Genomic DNA, 16,077 nt, shown 5'->3' with positions numbered 1-16,077 from the left:
GCCAGCCCCGGCGAGTCACTTCGCCGACATGGTGAATCTACCGCACCCGCGACCGATGCGTCACCGACGAACGGCGGTTTTGGCGTCGCATGAGCCTTTTAGTCGCAACCCGTGGCGCTGAGAATCGCGCCACGCTCGGCTCAAGCTGCACCGCAAGCCGTCAATTCAGAGCGCGGGACACCAGTTCCAACACGTTCTTTGACAGGCCGACATGACCGCAGATGCGCTCTAGCTGTTCCCGCATCAGCAAGCCCAGGGCCGGCACGTAGCGTCGCCAAGCGCCCAGCGGTTCGACCAACCGCGCGGCGGTCGTGGGGTTGAAGCCATCAACCCCCAGGATCTGGTCGGCCAGGAAACGATAGCCCGCGCCGCTGGCGTCGTGGAACTGGGCTGGGTTGCCGCTCGAAAATCCCTGGACCAGGGCCCGCATGCGGTTTGGATTGCCGGCGTCGAAATCGGGGTGCGCCGTCAGAGCCAGGATGCGGCCGATCGCACCGTCGCCAGGGTCGCGCGCTTGGACCGAGAACCACTTGTCAAGCACCAGCGGCTCGTCGCGCCATTGGGCGTGGAAGTCGGCCAGGGCCTTCTCGGCCGGCTCGCCGCCGACCGTCATCAGGGCTGAGATAGCGCCCATGGTGTCGGTCATGTTGGCGGCGCTTTCGAAATGACCGACGATGCGCTCGACATTGACCGCGTGCGGATCGGCCGCCAGCAGGTCGCAGCAGCCGTTACGCAGCGCGCGCTTTCCGGCCGCCTTGGCGTCGGCCGAGAACTCGCCGCCGCTCTGCAGATCACCGTGCAGACGTCGCAGCAGGTCGCCTAGATGGACGGCCATGACCGTCTTCAGGTGACCACGCGCGGCGTGGATCGCGGCGGGATCGACCGGATCGACGGCCAGGCTGAGGTCGCCTTCGCTGGGCAGGGTCAGCAGCAGGGCCTTGAAGGCCGGATCGGAGGCCTCGTCGATCAGAGCCTTGCCCAGCGCGTCGGCATAGCGTTCCTCGCCAACCTCGTCGGGGGCCCCGGCGGCGCGGCCGAGGATCAGTTCGCGGGCCAGGGTCTGACCGGACTCCCAGCGGTTGAACAGGTCGGGATCGGCGGCAAACTGCACGTAGCGATTGACCGAGCGCGTGTCCACGGTCAGGTTCACTGGCGCCGAAAAGCCGCGCAGGGCCGAGATCACCGGGGTGCTGGCGACGCCCTCCCAGCGCACGGTCTTGGTCGGCGTGTCCAGTAGCACCACCTCGCTATCGCGCAGACTTTCGCCCTCGCTGTCGAGCAGGCCGATGGTCACCGGGATCGGCAGAGCCTGCTTAGTGGGCTGACCGCTGGTCGGGGCGGTGACCTGGGTAAGGGTGATCTCCAGCGCCTGGGTGGCCTCGTCATAGACGTGGGTCAGCGATACCGCTGGGGTGCCGGCCTGCTCGTACCAGGCGAAGAAGTCGCCCATGTCGCGGCCCGAGGCGTCGGCGAAACAGGCGATGAAGGCCTCGACCGTGGTGGCCTCGCCATCATGGCGGTCGAAATAGAGGTCCAGGCTTTTACGGAAAGTCTCGGCGCCCAGGATCGTCTTGAGCATCCGGATGAGTTCGGAGCCCTTTTCATAGATCGTCGCGGTGTAGAAGTTGTCGATCTTCATGTAGCTGGACGGCCGGACCGGGTGGGCCAGTGGACCGGCGTCCTCGGCGAACTGCCGGGCGCGCAGGGCCTTGACGTCCTTGATCCGCTGCACGGCCTCGCCGCGCATGTCGGCGCTGAAGCTCTGGTCGCGGAAGACGGTCAGGCCTTCCTTGAGGCACAGCTGGAACCAGTCGCGGCAAGTGATGCGGTTGCCGGTCCAGTTATGGAAATATTCGTGGGCCACGACGCTTTCGATGCGCTCGTAATCCATGTCGGTGGCGGTCTCGGGGGCAGCCAGCAGCAGGGAGCTGTTGAAGATGTTCAGCCCCTTGTTCTCCATCGCCCCGAAATTGAAGTCGCGCACGGCGACGATCATGAACAGGTCCAGGTCGTATTCGCGGCCGAACGCCTCTTCGTCCCACTTCATCGAGCGCTTGAGGCTGTCCATCGCATAGGCGGCGCGCGGCGCCATGCCAGGATCGACAAATACTTTCAGCGCCACCGTCCGGCCGGTCATGGTGACGAAGCTATCTTCCAGCACGTCCAGTTGGCCCGCCACCAGGGCGAACAGATAGGCCGGCTTGGGGAAGGGGTCGTTCCAGACGGCGTAGTGGCGGCCGCCTTCCACCGTGGAGTCCAGTTCGCCGCCTTCCCACAGATTGCCGTTGCTGAGCAGGTAGGGGAACGCCACGTCCGCCTCGATCCGCACCGTGTAGCGGCTCAGCACGTCGGGCCGGTCGGGGAAGAAGGTGATGGTCCGGAAACCTTCAGCCTCGCACTGGGTGCAGAACCGGCCGCCGGACATGTAGAGGCCCATCAGCGCCTTGTTGGCCGACGGGTTGATCTCGACCTCGGTGGTCAGGACGAAGGCGTCTGGCACGGCGTGGATCGTCAAGCCCTCGCCGTCTAGGGCGTATGCGTTCGCGCCGAGGGCCTGGCCGTCGATGGCCACCGAGATCAGCTTCAGGCGTTCGCCGTTCAGGAACAGGGGCTCGCCGGGCGCGCCGCTGCGTTTGATCGTCAGGGTCGCCCTGATCCGCGTCGCCTCGGGATTCAGCAGGAACTCGAGATCGGTGGTCTCGATCGTGAACGGGAAGGGGCGATAGTCCGAAAGCTGGACGGGCTGGGGCGTGTCGGTGCGCATCCGGCCAATGTAGGCAAGGAGATGTGTCGGGGCGAGGGCGCACTTGACCCGATTGCAGAATTGTCGCGAGTTCCGCGCCATGACCCCGCTGGGTCCACAGGGGGCGTCGATGACCGGGCGGGAATGCGGCGAGTGCGGCCAGTGCTGCAAGCTGATCGGCGTGCGCGAGTTGGAGAAGGCGCCGCAAGTCTGGTGCCGCTATTACAAGCGTGGCAAGGGCTGCTGCGTCTATGAGGGCCGCCCGCAAGGCTGCGCGGACTTCGCCTGCGACTGGCTGCTCGATCAGCGCCTGGACGAGACGTGGCGGCCAGACCGTAGCGGTTTTGTCCTGCACGCCGGCAAGGGCGGCCGCACGATCCATGTCGAGCTCGACCCGACCAAGCCCACGGCTTGGCGGCGCGCACCGTTCGAGGCGACCTTGCGCGGCTGGGCCAGCGCCGGGGCGGCGGACGGGCTGGAAGTGCTGATCTGGGTCGGACGCCGTTGTTGGCGGCTTGGGCCGAACGGCGGCGAGATCGACCTGGGCGTCACGCGCCCGGCGGTGGAATTCAGCTCGCACAGCCGCCTGCGTCGCCCGGGCTCGGGCATGGACTGGCCGCCACTGGCCGACGCAACGCGACCTGAACCGTTCGTCACTTGAAGCCAAGCGTGATCCCGCCAAAGGTCGGTGCTTGTTCTGGGGTCTGATTCAATGTCGCTGATCGATACGGCGCCAAGCGCCGGCCTTGACCTGGGCTCGCGCCGGTTCGTGCATCCGGGGCCCCTGCGGTGGCTGCGATGCCTGGGTTGGGGGGTGTTGCTGTTCGTCGCGTTCATGTTGATCGACGCGGCGGCCACGATCCTGCCGGGCGTCTGGTTCAACGGGCACGAGCCGCTGATCGCCCTGGCGACTCTCGCCATCTGCGCGGCGGGCTATGGTCTCTACGCTGGCGTGATGCGCTTGGCCGAAGCGCGGTGGCCCTCGGAGTTGGCTCTGCGACCCGCCTTGTCGGAGCTGGCGATCGGCCTGCTGCTTGGCGCGGCGATGATGACCGTGGTGGTTGGGCTGCTGGTCGGCTTTGGACTCTATGACGTCACCGGACCGCGCGCCGCGTCGGCCTGGGGCATGATCACTGTCGCCATCTTCTCGGGCTCCATGGAAGAGCTGGTCTTCCGCGCCATCATCCTGCGCCTGCTGATGCGCGCGTTCGGCGCCTGGTGGGCCTTGGCCATCTCAGCCGCCCTGTTTGGGCTGATGCACCTGGGCAACGACAACGCCACGCCGACGGCCGCCTTCGCCATCAGCATCGAGGCGGGCCTGATGCTGGCGGCCTTCTACATGCTGACGGGCCGAATCTGGATGTCGGTGGGCGTCCATGCGGCCTGGAACTTCGCCCAGGGCTGGATCTGGGGCGCGCGGGTGTCAGGCATCGAGGTCAAGGAGAGCCTGTATTTCAGCACCCCCAAGGCCGGGGCGCCGGAATGGCTGAGCGGCGGCGGCTTCGGGCCCGAGGCGTCCGTCCCGGCCATGGTCGTGGGCACCGGCGTAGCGATCCTGGTGCTCTACTGGGCCTGGAAGAAGGGCAATTTCAAAGCGACTCCGGACGAGCCTTCGGTGGCGCAGATCGAGGCCGGCTAACTGGCCTCGAGGATGGTCACCGACGCGTCGGCGGCGGGCACCTCGTGCAGGGCCCGTTCGATGGCGGCGGCGCGCTGGGCGATGGCCACCAAGGCCGGTGGCGCGTCCTCCGGATGATCGGCGGCCAGTTCAATCAACTGGCGGGCCAAGGCGTGCAGTTGGGGCGCGGCGGCGATCAGTCGCGCCTGGAACTCCATCTTACGCGGATCGCGATCGTACTCGGCTCCGGGGGTGCGCCAGCCGCCCCAGTCATTGGCGTCGGTCACCACCACGGGATAGGTCCCGGGATAGGGGTGGTGCAGGCAGTCGCTTTCCTGCTGCCACTTGTTGCGGGCCCGCAGGATGCGCCAGTTGGCGAGCGCGACGCCGCCGTCCTCGCCGATGCGGTCTTCGGGTTTCAGCTCATGGGCCTGGAACTCGCGGTTCAGTCCGACGTCGTAGGTGACGCGCACCGGTTCGTCGAAACCCTTGGCCCAGATGGGAACGATCTTCTCGATCGTCGCCCACGCGCCAACGCTCTCGACCCACACCTTCTGGTTCCGCTGAAAGACGGTCTTGGCCACGCACGCGCTCTCACTCGTTTCGAGGCCGCCATAAGAACGTGAAATCCTTGACGCGAGGTCAATCTTTCCCTCGAGGCCAAGGCGGTCCATCGTGTCTCGACGCCGCCGCCAGAGCGACCCAAGGAGGAAGTCCAAGTGGATTTCGACTATTCCGACGACCAGAAGTTCCTCAAGGACGAGGCGCGCAAGTTCCTCGCCGCCCGTTGCGCGCCCTCGGTGGTGCGCGGCGTGTTGGACGATCCGGCCAAGAGCTATGATGCGGGGCTATGGACCGCCGTGGCTGAGCAGGGCTGGCTCGGTGCGGCCATTCCGGAAGACTACAATGGCCTGGGCCTAGGGCGGGTCGAGCTGTGCGCCATCGCCGAGGAACTGGGCCGCGCCGTCGCGCCCATTCCCTTCGCCTCGACGGTCTATGTGTTGGCTGAGGCCGTGATGGCGTACGGCACGGCCGCCCAGAAGGCCGCCATCTTGCCGCGCATCGCCGTTGGTGAACTGATCGGCTGCCTGGCGGTGTCGGAAGGACCGGGCGCGGTCACCCCGTCCAGCCTGTCGGCCAAGGTCGAGGGCGGCAAGCTGTCGGGCGTCAAGATCCCGGTTACCGACGGCGACGCGGCCGACATCGCCATCGTGCTGGCGGCCGAGAGCGGCAGGCCCGGCCTGTTCCTGGTCGACTTGCGGGCTGGCGGCGTCAAGGTCGAGACCCTGGAGAGCCTGGATCCGACACGGGGTGTGGCTCGCCTGACCTTCGACGGCGCCACCGCCGACCGTCTTGGCGAGTCCGGACGGGGCTTCGAACTGCTCCAGGCCATCCTCGACCGCGCCGCCGTGCTGCTAGCCTTCGAGCAACTGGGCGGCGCTGATCGCTGCCTGGAAATGGCCCGCGAATATGCGCTGGGACGCTACGCCTTCGGCCGCGTGATCGCCGGCTACCAGGCGATGAAGCACAAGATGGCCGACATGTACGTCAAGAACGAGGTCGCTCGCTCCAACGCCTATTATGGGGCCTGGGCCCTAGACGTCGACGCGCCGGAATTGCCGACCGCCGCAGCCGCCGCGCGCATCGCCGCCTCCGACGCCTTCTGGTTCGCCAGCAAGGAAAGCGTCCAGGTGCATGGCGGCATGGGCTTCACCTGGGATGTCGACTGCCACCTCTATTACCGCCGCTCGCGGCAACTCGCGCTGGTCGCCGGCTCGCCCAAGCTCTGGAAAGAGCGGCTGGTTTCTGAATTGGAAAAGAAGAACGCCGCCTGACGCTATCCCTCTCCCCTTGCGGGAGAGGGTGGCCCGCAGGGCCGGGTTAGGGGTCTCTCAGACCTCTCCGGACAGGCCTTTCGACCCCTCATCCGTCGGCCGCTGGCCGACACCTTCTCCCGCAAGGGGAGAAGGCAAGGAGAACCAAGATGGATTTCAACGACTCCCCCGAAGAAATCGCCTATCGCGAGACGGCTCGCGCCTGGCTGGTCGAGGCCGCCGCCGCGCATCGCGCCGAGCACGGCGAGCCCAAGCCGACCACGCCCGAGCACATGGCGGCCGGCAAGGCCTGGCAGGCCCGTAAAGCCGCCGCCGGCTATGCCTGCATTACCTGGCCCGCGGGGGTCGGCGGGGGCGGCGGCACGCCGATCCAGTCGGTGATCTTCGGCCAGGAAGAGGCCAAGGCGGGCGTTTCCTACGGCTATTTCACCATAGGCCTGGGCATGTGCGTGCCCACGGTCATGGCCTTCGCCAACGACGAGACCAAGCAGCGCTTTGTCTCCCCGGCCGTGAAGGGCGAGGAGATCTGGTGCCAGCTGTTCTCCGAACCGGCCGGCGGCTCCGACGTCGCGGCCCTGCGGACACGGGCCGTCCAGGACGGCCCAGATCCTGATGGCGACTGGGTGATCAACGGCCAGAAGGTCTGGACCACCGGCGCTCACTACTGCGACTACGGCATCGTCCTGGTCCGCACCGATCCCGACGTGCCCAAGCACAAGGGCCTGACCATGTTCTGGATCGACATGCGCGACGCCGCCGTCGCGTGCCGGCCGATCCACCAGATGTCGGGCGGCCGCGAATTCAACGAGGTCTATTTCACCGACCTGCGCGTCAAGGACAGCCAGCGGCTGGGCGCGGTCGGCGACGGCTGGAAGGTCGCCCTGGTCACCCTGATGAACGAGCGCCTGGCGGTCGGCGGCTCCAGCGGGCCCGACTACCGCCAAGTGATGGAACTGGCCCGCGGCCTGTCCGGTCCCAGCGGTCCGGCGCTGAAGGACAACGCCTTCCGGGAGAAGCTGGCCGATTGGTATGTCAACTCGCAAGGCCTGAAATATACTCGCTTTCGCACCATGACCGCCCTGTCGCGCGGCCAGACGCCGGGCCCGGAAAGTTCGATCGGCAAGATCATCGCCGCCAACCAGATGCAGGAAATGGCCAATACCGCTGTCGAGGCCCAGGGCGAATACGGCATCCTCACCGATCCGTCCCTTGCCCCCATGGAGGCGGCCTTCCAGGCCAGCCTGATGTGGGCGCCGGGCTTGCGCATCGCCGGCGGCACCGACGAGATCCTCAAGAACATCATCGCCGAGCGGGTGCTGGGCCTGCCGGGCGACGTGCGCGTGGACAAGGACGTGGCGTTCAAGGACATGCCGACGGGGCGGTAGCTATGTGCGTCCTTCGAGGCTTCGGCTTTGCCTCGCACCTCAGGATGAGGAAATCAGCAGAGCGTTCCTCATCCTGAGGCGCCCGCGCAGCGGGCCTCGAAGGACGCAGAGCGCCTAGCCCTTCACGCCCTTCGCCGCCCGCGTCAGCTGCACGAACTCCGCCCGCAGGCCGTAGGGATCATCGCCCCGCGCGCCCTGGGCCAGGGCCGTGACGTCATCCCAGCCGAAACGGTCCTCCACCCACGGATCACCCCGCAGCTTCTGTCCATAGGCGGCGACCGCCACGGCGAAGCGGGTCGCCTCCGGCGCGGCGGCCAGGCTGGCGCGCACGTCGCCGGCTCCGATCGGCCGCTCGATCAGCTTCGAGGTCGAGCCCCCCGGCGGCTTGTAGCGAATCTTCAGGAACGCCAGCTCGTCGCCGCCGCTCTTGACCGGCGCCTTGCCGCGATAGCGCAGCGGGTCGGACGACGGCCGCGCGCCGACGGGTGTGATCTCGTAGATCGCCGTCACCGCCGCGCCTGAACCGACTTCGCCAGCGTCGACCTGGTCATTGTTGAAGTCCTCGCGATTGAGCAGCCGGGTCTCGTAGCCGATCAGTCGATATTCGGCGACCTTGGCCGGATTGAACTCGACCTGAATTTTTACGTCGTCGGCGATCGGGAAAAGGGCGCTGTCGAAGTCGTCGCGCAGCAGCTTGCTCGCCTCCTGCAAGCCATCGACATAGGCGGCGGTTCCGTTGCCGTTCTGGGCCAGGGCCTGCATCATCGTGTCGTTATAGTTGCCGCGGCCAAAGCCGTAGACCGACAGGTAGACGCCGCTCTTGCGTTGGTCGGCGACGAAGTCCTTCAGGCGCGACGGATCACTGACGCCGACATTGAAGTCGCCGTCGGTCATCAGGATCACCCGATTGACCGCATCTGGATCCATGTTCTGTTTGGCCAGGGCGTAGGCCAGTTCCAGCCCCTGGCCGCCGGCGGTGGAGCCGCCGGAGTTCAGGGCGGTCAGGGCGCAGCGCATCTTCAGCTTCGAACGGCCATCGGTCGGCGACAGCACCGCGCCGGCAGAGCCGGCATAGGCCACCATCGAAACCCGGTCCTGCGGCCGCAGCTGGTCGATCAGGACATTCAGCGCCTTCTTGGCCAGGGGCAGGCGGTCGGGCGACGACATCGAACCCGAGGTGTCGATCAGGAACACCAGGTTCAATGGGGGTTGGTCGGCGTGGGGGGTGGTGTAGCCCTGGACGCCGATGTGCAACAGCTGGCGGTCCTTCGACCAGGGCGAGGGCACGACCACGACGGTCGGCTTGAACGGCGCGTCCTTGGCGGAGGGCCGGGCATAGCCGTAGTCGAAATAGTTGATCAGTTCCTCGACCCGCACAGCGTCGTTGGGCGGAGCGGCGGCCTCGTTGAGGAACCGCCGCACATTGGCGTAGGCGGCGGTGTCGACATCGATCGAGAAGGTCGAGACCGGCTCTTCGGCGGTGCGCTTCACCGGATTGGCGACGGCGCCGGGGTATTTCTCGGTGTCGCGATACTGCGCCATGTAGCCTGGGGACGGCGGCGTCACGGATGGCGCCGCGACGCTGTAGGAGGCCTGGGGAGGCGGAGGCGGAGGAGGGGGCGGAAACTTCGATTCGGCGCGACGAGCCGGCGAGATCGGCCGCAGGGGCGCTGCCGTCTCGGCTCCCGTCGGGCGCGCGCGCGTCGCAGTCACAGTGACGCTTTCGTGATCGTTGGCCGGCGAAGCGTACCCCAGCGCCGCGCAGGCCTCGGGCGTCACCGCGCCATCGGCGACGTCAGGCCGGGCCAGGCTGGGGCCGCTGGCGCTCGCCGCGATTAGCAGCGAAAGCGCCGTGGAGCCGAGGACGCGAGCGATGCATGACGCCATGATCTGAAAACCTCCCGAGGTTGCAGACCATGGTGCTTCCCGGCTTGTGGCCAAAGCTGGGCCTTGACTAAAAACCTAGGGATTCACCTGAGACGAGAATCCTTCTGTGAGCAGTCTCGTGATGAGGCTCAGAACAGCGTTCCGCGAGCTTGACAGGGTTTGCCCCCAGGCACATGAGTGATTTCGGATTTTATGGTTAACGACGTGCTGAGGGGGAGCGATGCGCGAGACCAGCAATGCTGTTTCTCATCTCGTGGCGCTCCGAAGAGCGTTGGCCTATGTGGTCGATAACCGGGTCACCCTGATCCGCCGCCTGCCGGTCACGGCCGTGGTGGCGGCGGTGGTGATCCCGCTGGTCGGCTGCGACACCGGCCCGTCCTTCTGGTTTCACAAGCGCGCCAGCGCCTGCCCGCGTCCACAAGCGGCGCAAGGGGTTTCTGGCCAGTTCAATCAGCAACAGCAGGAAATCCGCGCCCTGCGCCAGGGCGGTTTCCACGGCGACTTCTTTGCCCAGTTGGAACTGGCCCGGCGCTATGAGGGACAGCGCGCGGTCGACAAGAATCTCGAGGATCAGGTCGAGGCGGCGGTGTGGTACGCCATGGCCCTCTCCAACGCCGGCGGCTATTCGCCGATCGCCGCCTACGAGCGCCGCGGCCAGAACGGCGGTGGCGCACTGTCGCGATTCGACGACTGTAGGGCCTTCGAGCGCCACGCCGCCTATGGCGCGCTCGATCGCCTGCTGTCGCGGATGTCGACCGAGGAACGCGAGAAGGTCCGCAACCGCGTCATCTACATTCTTTCCACCCAGGGCGCCGACGGCTACCGGGTGCTGGCGCGGATGCATGACGGCTTCTTCGGACCGTTCGGCGAGCCCTCCGACAACCTCCAGGCCGTCGAGGCCTACGGAACGCCCAAGCGCAGCGGTGCGGCCGCAGCCCTGGATCTGTTCCGACGCAACGACGTGGACGCCTATCTCTACAACTATCTGGCCGTCCAGACCGGTGACGTGTCGGCCTATGTGATGCTCAAGGATTTCGAACGGTCCTCGCCGCAGCGCGCGTCCTACGGCGGCTTCGTCGAGACCAAGGCCAAGCGCTGGATCCCGCCTTACGAGTTCTACCCGCCCGATTCGCCGGACTCCGGCGTGCCACACTCCGACGAAAGCGACCCCTCGGGCGACGCCAAGGAGGCGGCCCTGGCGCGGCTGCCCGAACTGCCCTTCGTGCACATCGGCGAGGCCCTGGCCTATCTGCGGGTCATCCCGGCGCCCATCCTCGACGAGCGCCTGCTCAGCCTCAACGCCGCCCAGACCTTCCAGGCGATGATCGGCCGGCCGATCACCGGCCGCCTGACCGGGATCGAGAAGGTGCGGGCGGTGCAGTACGCGGCGACCAATGGCTCGTCCAAGGCCCAACTGGTGCTGGCGGTGATGTACTCCGAGGGCGTCGGCGTGCCGCGTGACTATGCCCGGGCCTATCACTGGTACGAGGAGGCCGAGCGCCAGGGATCCCCTGAGGCCAAGTACGCCATGTCCACCTTCTTCTCGCTAGGCCTGCAGGGCGTGGCCGACCAGGACCGGGCCAAGGCCGTGGTCTATCAGCTGGACGGCGCCTTGGCCGGCTTCAAGCCCTCGGTCTGGCGTCTGCAGCAACTGCTGTCGCAGGTCTCACGGCCGCCGCGCGCCGCCGGCGATCGCGGCCAGCCCGACGGCCAACGGCCCTATATCGAAAGGGACTATCGATGACCCGCTTTCGCCAGCTCATCGCGGCCCTGGCGGTTCTCTGTTTGATCGTCGGCGTGACGCCGCAGCCCGCCCTGGCCGGCTCGCCCGACGCCAAGATCGACCAGCAGATCCGTCCATGCTTTGGCCTGCTGCTCGAACCCAACCTGTCGGACGGCTGCCGGGTCAAGCACTATCGCAAGAAGAAACCACGCTATGGCACGGGCTACGGCTACGGCGACTCGCGGGGCCGCTATCGTACCTCGGTGGATTGCGACCGCGCCTATCCGGGCGAGGTCAGCGACGTGCTCGACCATCTCTATGAAGGCGACACCCTGACCCTGCGGTCACGCAACGGCCGGGCCTGTGTTGATTCACTGAACGTCACGCGGGCCGTGAACATCATCTTCGACGGACCGGCGCCGATGCGCGGCCGGCCGGTTCTGGTCACGCCCCCTGGGCAACCCTGCATCCGCATCGCCGCCGGCGTGCAATATGTCGTCATCGAGGGACTGAGCATCGAGGCGCTGCGCGCCGGTTCGTCCTCCTGCATCAGCGGCCGGGCCACCGAACTGGCCTTGAAGAACGTTGTCATCCGCTATGAAGGCGACGCCTCGGCGCTGGACCTCGGCGAAAGCCGGCTGGAGCTGGCCAATGTCACGGTCATCGGCCGCACGCGCCAGGCAGTGGTCAAGGCCACCGGCGCGATCATGGCCGAAAATGTCGAGGTCGCCGCCACTGCCATCGGCGCGGCGTTCGAGGCCAGCGAGGACAGCCGCATCCGCGATTTCCGGGTCATTCGCCTGGGCGACTGGACCGGCTCGAGTCGTAGTCGAAGTTCGGCCGGCTTCGTGCTGGCTGGCATGAACCGCTCGCAGCTGGTGCAGATCGAGGGCCTGTATGTCGACGGCTTCTCGCGCGGCGTCTATGTGGGCGGCGGCGACGAGACGACCCTGCTGCGTCCTGTAGTGCGCGACAGCGACTGGGCCATCGTGCTGGAGAACGCCGACCTGCGGGTGTTGGAAGGTAAGCTCGAGGCCACCGATGTCGGCATCTATGCCGGTTCGGGCACGGTCTACGCGTCCGACAACGCCATCGCCGGCGTCATGCGCGCCGGCCTGTTCGCCGACAACGGCGCCCAGGTACGGGCTCGCGACAACCGCGTCTACGCCAAGCCGGGCGGCTGCGAGGCGCTGATCACCGGCTATTTCGACGGCAAGCTGACCTGCGAGCCTTGGTTCGAGGGGCCGGAGCTGTTCCGTACCCCGCGCGACCGGGCCCGGGTCGATTTCGACAACTATTGGCCGGTCGCCGCCCTGACCGCCACCGCCGCCATGCCGACCCTGCCGGGTGACGCGTACTTGGCCGGCCGGTCGCTTGACTTGCAGGACGCCTCGGCCGCCGCCGGCGGCCCCGCCGGTCCTGGTTCGCCCCAACCCTATCCGCCGCCTTGCTATGTTTCGTCTCCGTCCGGTCTGGCTGTCCAGGTCGCGTGTCCGGCCAAGGCGCCTAGAGGAGGAGCCTCGCGATGAGCAAGCTTGCCACCGGCCTGTTGGCCGCCCTGATCGCGTCCACCGCCTCGACCGGCGCCTGGGCCCAGCAACAGTCCGGAGCCTATGGCGTTCCCGGCGGCTATGGACCTTCCAATGGCCCGCCAAGCCGCCGCCCCACGCCGTGCGGCGCGCCGCTGACCGGCGAGGCGCCCGACGTCATGACCTATGACCGCGCCACGGGCACCCAGGTGTTTGTGGGGGGAAAAGGCCAGACCGAGGTCAGCGCCTTCAACCGCGAGACGGGCTCGTCGGCGGCGATGCGTGGCGACCTCAGCCGGGCCGGCGTAACCGAGACCTGCGCGGTCGACAAGCTGTCGGGCGACTCCTATCGCGTCAGCTCCGACGGCCCTGGCGACATAAATGTCAGCGGCCGCACAGGCCGGACGGGCGAACGCTGGTCGTTCCGGGCGCCGGACGGCTCGACCCAGTACTGGGATCCTCGCGCCGACAATCGCTGCTTCCGCGACGGACTGGGCCTCAGCCCGAACGGTAGCCTGGCCTCTGGTCCGCGTCCCGATCCCCGCGACGGCGGGCGTTCGGGATGCTGAGGACGGCGCTCCTGCTCGGCGGTCTGCTGCTGGCGCTGGCCGCCTGCGCGCCGCGCTATCCCTATTACCCGTCCGGTGGCCCACCGCCGCCGGTCTCGCCGGACGCCTACCAGGTAACGCCGCCGCCACCGCCGGTCGATGTCATCCGGCCGAAGGTGTAGGCGCCGGTCCTCCCCCCGTGGGATCGGTGGGGGAGGTTTAAGATCGATAGATCAGGCTTTCGGTTGACCCCCGATCACTCCCCCCTCCGTCGGCTTCGCCGACACCTCCCCCACAGAGGGAGGACTTATTTCTCCGGCGCCACGGTCGGCAGGAACTTCGGTTCGATCCGGCGGTGGGTCGCCTGTTCGTAGGCGTAGCCCAGTCCCAGCAATCGCGCCTCGCTCCAGGCCGGGCCGATGAAGCTCAGCCCCACCGGCAGGCCGCCGACCGCGCCCATCGGCACGGTCAGGTGCGGATAGCCGGCCACGGCGGGCAGGGTGGTGGACGAGCCGCCATAATGGTCGCCGTTCAGCGGGTCGATGGTCCAGGCCGGACCGGTGGTCGGGGCGACGATGGCGATGGCGCCGGTGTCCTTCAAGATCTTGTCGATGCCCTCGGGACCGGCCATGCGCTTGGAGTCTGCCAGGGCCTTCTTGTATTCAGGATCGTCATAGCCCTTGGTGGCCTGAGCCTTCTCGAAGGTTTCCTGGCCGAACCACTCCATCTCCTTGGGGGTGGCGGCGTTGAAGGCGATCAGGTCGGCCAGGGTGCGGGTCTTGACCTTGGTCGGATCGGTCGAGGCCAGGTAGGCGTTCAGATCGACCTTCAGCTCGGTATAGAGCACCACGCCCTCGGCCTTGCCGATCGGGGCCTCGTCGAAATCCTTGACCTCGACCAGGGTCGCGCCCTGGGCCTTGAGGTCCTTCAAGGCCTGTTCGAATACCGCGTCGGTGCCCGGCGAGGAGCCGGTATAGAACCGGGCGACAGCCAGGGTCACGCCCTTCAGCGCGTCCTTGTCCAGGCCCTTGGCGTAGTCGGTCTTGTGGGCGTCGGCCTCCTTTGTCGCCACGTCGGCGGGGTCGGAGCCGGCGATGGCGGTGAGGATCAGGGCCGCGTCCATGACCGTGCGGGTCATCGGGCCGGCGGTGTCCTGGCTGTGGCTGATCGGCACGATGTGGGTGCGCGACACCAGGCCGACGGTGGGTTTCAGGCCGACCAGGCCGTTGATAGCGGCGGGGCAGGTGATCGAGCCGTCGGTCTCGGTGCCGATCGCCGCCGGGGCCAGGCCGGCCGCCACCGCGGCGCCTGAACCGCTGGACGAGCCGCAGGCGCTGCGGTCCAGCACATAGGGGTTGCGCACCGTACCGCCCACCGCGCTCCAACCGCTGATCGAATGGTCGGAGCGGATATTGGCCCATTCCGACAGGTTGGTCTTGCCCAGGATCACCATGCCGGCGTCACGCAAGCGCTTGACCAGCGGGGCGTCGCGGCCGTTGACGTTGTCCTTCAGCGCCAAGGAACCGGCGGTGGTAGGCATTTCGTCGGCGGTTTCGATGTTGTCCTTCAGCAGGATCGGCACGCCGTGCAGCGGCCCCCGGACCTTGCCGGCCTTGCGCTCGGCGTCCAGCGCCCGGGCGTCGGCCAGGGCGTGGGGGTTCAGGGCGATCACGGCGTGGAGCTTCGGGTTGAGCGATCGGATCCAGCCCAGGCGCTGCGCGGTTGCCGCTTCGGAGGTCATTAACTCAGGGACCGCCCAGAGTTGGCTGGCCGGCGGCGGGCCTTGGGGGCGATAGGCGGTGATGACCTCCTCGACCTGAGGGGCCTTGGACGCGACCTTGGCCTTCGCCGGATCCGCCAGCGCCGGCTGGCACGGTAAGGCCACAACGCAGACGGTCGCGGCGCCAATCAACAAGCTCTTTCGGATCACGCGGTCTCCCACTCAATTCTGTCCCTTAATTCCGTTCATCCCGGCTTTCGCCGGGAGGAACGGAGTGTGGGGAATCAGATGAACACCGCCACGGACTGGCGCGCAACGATCAATGGCGTTCCGGCCGCGTCCCAGACCGCCATGTCCTGGGCGGAGTAGCCGTCCAGCACCGTGTCCGCCCGGCTTTTCATCAGGCGCCAGCCGTCGTCGTCCGCCGAGGGCTCGGCCAGCACGTCCAGCGACCAGGTCATGGTCGAGATCGGGGCGCGTTCGGGAAAGAGCGTGATGGCCGGCGGGGGCAGGGCGTCGGCCAAAGCGACCAGGGCGGCCAGCGACCGGGCGGCGGGGTCCTTGTGGCGGATCCAGACCAGGAAATCCGGCGCGCCGGGCGTGCCGATCCGCGTGCCGCCCGCCAGCCTGAACTCGAATTGCTGGGTGAAGTTGGGACCTGCCCCGCTGGGGAAGAAGTCCGGAGCGTCGGCCAGCGGCGCGGCGGCTGGCATGGGCAGATCGAGATGGCTCAGCCGCGAGTCCCGCGCCGCGCCGAAGGTCAGGATGGCGCGGGTGGCCAGGCCCTGCTCGCCGAACAGGTCGACGCCCATGAACAGGGTCGACTTGCCGCGCCGCAGCACTTGCGTGCTGATCGCCAACTCGCCCGCCGCCGGTCCGACGAAGGCGAACTGGCCCGAACGCAGGGGCGGAGCGTCCGGCGCGGCCTTCAACGCCGCCTCCAGGCACAGCGCCGCCGACAGCCCGCCATAGGTGGTGCGGCCCTGCTGCCAGTCGGGGGTGACCTGGGCGGTGAAGCCGGTGTCGGTCGGGGCGAGGGCGGCGATCAGGTCGGTATAGATGGTCACGGCGGGTCCTTTTGGTTCGCGG

14 protein-coding genes and 1 pseudogene are annotated in these 16,077 nt (G+C 67.6%); 9 read left to right on the top strand and 6 right to left on the bottom strand.

Features of this window, described 5'->3' with window-relative positions:
* Window positions 1–160: 160 nt before the first annotated feature.
* Window positions 161–2,764, bottom strand: coding sequence for an aminopeptidase N (gene pepN / locus ACP696_RS12725; RefSeq protein WP_426013552.1), 2,604 nt, complete (start codon window positions 2,762–2,764; stop codon window positions 161–163).
* A 43-nt stretch (window positions 2,765–2,807) separates the two neighbouring features.
* Between pepN and ACP696_RS12720 the strand changes: the two genes are divergently transcribed.
* Both ACP696_RS12720 and ACP696_RS12715 read left to right on the top strand, forming a co-directional pair.
* Entirely contained in the window at window positions 2,808–3,404 is a 597-nt protein-coding gene (locus ACP696_RS12720) for a YkgJ family cysteine cluster protein (protein WP_426043864.1), read from the top strand.
* Between the two features lie 51 nt (window positions 3,405–3,455).
* Window positions 3,456–4,382 (top strand): CPBP family intramembrane glutamic endopeptidase, encoded by a 927-nt coding sequence (locus tag ACP696_RS12715; protein ID WP_426013549.1) that lies wholly within the window; start codon window positions 3,456–3,458, stop codon window positions 4,380–4,382.
* Here the strand turns inward: ACP696_RS12715 and ACP696_RS12710 are convergent.
* Window positions 4,379–4,945 carry a hypothetical protein gene (locus ACP696_RS12710; RefSeq protein WP_426013547.1) on the bottom strand — a complete coding sequence of 189 codons (567 nt, stop codon included), beginning with the start codon at window positions 4,943–4,945 and terminating at the stop codon, window positions 4,379–4,381. The two genes, ACP696_RS12715 and ACP696_RS12710, sit on opposite strands and share 4 nt — an antisense overlap.
* A 135-nt stretch (window positions 4,946–5,080) precedes the next feature.
* Here ACP696_RS12710 and ACP696_RS12705 point away from each other — a divergent pair, with 135 nt between their 5' ends.
* Window positions 5,081–6,196 (top strand): acyl-CoA dehydrogenase family protein, encoded by a 1,116-nt coding sequence (locus tag ACP696_RS12705; protein ID WP_426013545.1) that lies wholly within the window; start codon window positions 5,081–5,083, stop codon window positions 6,194–6,196.
* 2 nt (window positions 6,197–6,198) lie between these two features.
* On the opposite strand, the gene ACP696_RS12700 is transcribed toward ACP696_RS12705, so the two are convergent.
* Window positions 6,199–6,351, bottom strand: coding sequence for a hypothetical protein (locus ACP696_RS12700; protein WP_426013797.1), 153 nt, complete (start codon window positions 6,349–6,351; stop codon window positions 6,199–6,201).
* Here ACP696_RS12700 and ACP696_RS12695 point away from each other — a divergent pair.
* A complete protein-coding gene (locus ACP696_RS12695; RefSeq protein ID WP_426013544.1) occupies window positions 6,346–7,581 on the top strand; it encodes an acyl-CoA dehydrogenase family protein in 1,236 nt (411 codons plus the stop codon). The two genes, ACP696_RS12700 and ACP696_RS12695, sit on opposite strands and share 6 nt — an antisense overlap.
* Window positions 7,582–7,585: 4 nt before the next feature.
* A pseudogene (locus tag ACP696_RS12690) lies at window positions 7,586–7,698 on the top strand (hypothetical protein); the annotation flags it as partial.
* Here ACP696_RS12690 and ACP696_RS12685 read toward each other — a convergent pair.
* On the bottom strand, window positions 7,696–9,468 hold the full coding sequence (locus ACP696_RS12685) for a vWA domain-containing protein (RefSeq protein ID WP_426043863.1): 1,773 nt from the start codon (window positions 9,466–9,468) through the stop codon (window positions 7,696–7,698). The pseudogene ACP696_RS12690 and the gene ACP696_RS12685 sit on opposite strands and share 3 nt — an antisense overlap.
* Before the next feature lie 220 nt (window positions 9,469–9,688).
* On the opposite strand from ACP696_RS12685, the gene ACP696_RS12680 reads away from it, so the two are divergent.
* Genes ACP696_RS12680 through ACP696_RS12665 form a run of 4 tightly spaced genes read left to right on the top strand, consistent with a single transcriptional unit; the run spans window position 9,689 to window position 13,450 of the window.
* Complete coding sequence (locus tag ACP696_RS12680) at window positions 9,689–11,212, top strand: tetratricopeptide repeat protein (RefSeq protein WP_426013540.1); 1,524 nt, start codon at window positions 9,689–9,691, stop codon at window positions 11,210–11,212.
* Window positions 11,209–12,720 carry a hypothetical protein gene (locus ACP696_RS12675; protein ID WP_426013539.1) on the top strand — a complete coding sequence of 504 codons (1,512 nt, stop codon included), beginning with the start codon at window positions 11,209–11,211 and terminating at the stop codon, window positions 12,718–12,720. The genes ACP696_RS12680 and ACP696_RS12675 overlap by 4 nt, the downstream gene beginning before the upstream one ends.
* Entirely contained in the window at window positions 12,717–13,289 is a 573-nt protein-coding gene (locus ACP696_RS12670; protein ID WP_426013537.1) for a hypothetical protein, read from the top strand. The genes ACP696_RS12675 and ACP696_RS12670 overlap by 4 nt, the downstream gene beginning before the upstream one ends.
* Window positions 13,283–13,450, top strand: a complete 168-nt coding sequence (locus tag ACP696_RS12665; RefSeq protein WP_426013535.1) for a hypothetical protein — start codon at window positions 13,283–13,285, stop codon at window positions 13,448–13,450. The genes ACP696_RS12670 and ACP696_RS12665 overlap by 7 nt, the downstream gene beginning before the upstream one ends.
* Before the next feature lie 125 nt (window positions 13,451–13,575).
* On the opposite strand, the gene ACP696_RS12660 is transcribed toward ACP696_RS12665, so the two are convergent.
* Together ACP696_RS12660 and ACP696_RS12655 are read right to left on the bottom strand one after the other, a co-directional pair.
* Window positions 13,576–15,009, bottom strand: coding sequence for an amidase (locus tag ACP696_RS12660; RefSeq protein WP_426013795.1), 1,434 nt, complete (start codon window positions 15,007–15,009; stop codon window positions 13,576–13,578).
* 263 nt (window positions 15,010–15,272) lie between these two features.
* Window positions 15,273–16,055 (bottom strand): acyl-CoA thioesterase, encoded by a 783-nt coding sequence (locus tag ACP696_RS12655; protein WP_426013534.1) that lies wholly within the window; start codon window positions 16,053–16,055, stop codon window positions 15,273–15,275.
* Window positions 16,056–16,077: the final 22 nt, after the last annotated feature.

The organism is Caulobacter sp. DWR3-1-2 (assembly GCF_049896225.1).
Taxonomy (GTDB): Bacteria; Pseudomonadota; Alphaproteobacteria; order Caulobacterales; family Caulobacteraceae; genus Caulobacter.
This window is presented reverse-complemented; position numbering and strand designations above follow the sequence as displayed.

Bases quoted from the DNA above. Each gene is read 5' to 3' on its own strand.
- ACP696_RS12675 (WP_426013539.1), top strand. From the start codon at position 11,209: ATGACCCGCTTTCGCCAGCTCATCGCGGCCCTGGCGGTTCTCTGTTTG.
- ACP696_RS12665 (WP_426013535.1), top strand. From the start codon at position 13,283: ATGCTGAGGACGGCGCTCCTGCTCGGCGGTCTGCTGCTGGCGCTGGCC.
- pepN (WP_426013552.1), bottom strand. From the start codon at position 2,764: ATGCGCACCGACACGCCCCAGCCCGTCCAGCTTTCGGACTATCGCCCC.
- ACP696_RS12660 (WP_426013795.1), bottom strand. From the start codon at position 15,009: ATGACCTCCGAAGCGGCAACCGCGCAGCGCCTGGGCTGGATCCGATCG.
- ACP696_RS12680 (WP_426013540.1), top strand. From the start codon at position 9,689: ATGCGCGAGACCAGCAATGCTGTTTCTCATCTCGTGGCGCTCCGAAGA.
- ACP696_RS12670 (WP_426013537.1), top strand. From the start codon at position 12,717: ATGAGCAAGCTTGCCACCGGCCTGTTGGCCGCCCTGATCGCGTCCACC.
- ACP696_RS12695 (WP_426013544.1), top strand. From the start codon at position 6,346: ATGGATTTCAACGACTCCCCCGAAGAAATCGCCTATCGCGAGACGGCT.
- ACP696_RS12685 (WP_426043863.1), bottom strand. From the start codon at position 9,468: ATGGCGTCATGCATCGCTCGCGTCCTCGGCTCCACGGCGCTTTCGCTG.
- ACP696_RS12715 (WP_426013549.1), top strand. From the start codon at position 3,456: ATGTCGCTGATCGATACGGCGCCAAGCGCCGGCCTTGACCTGGGCTCG.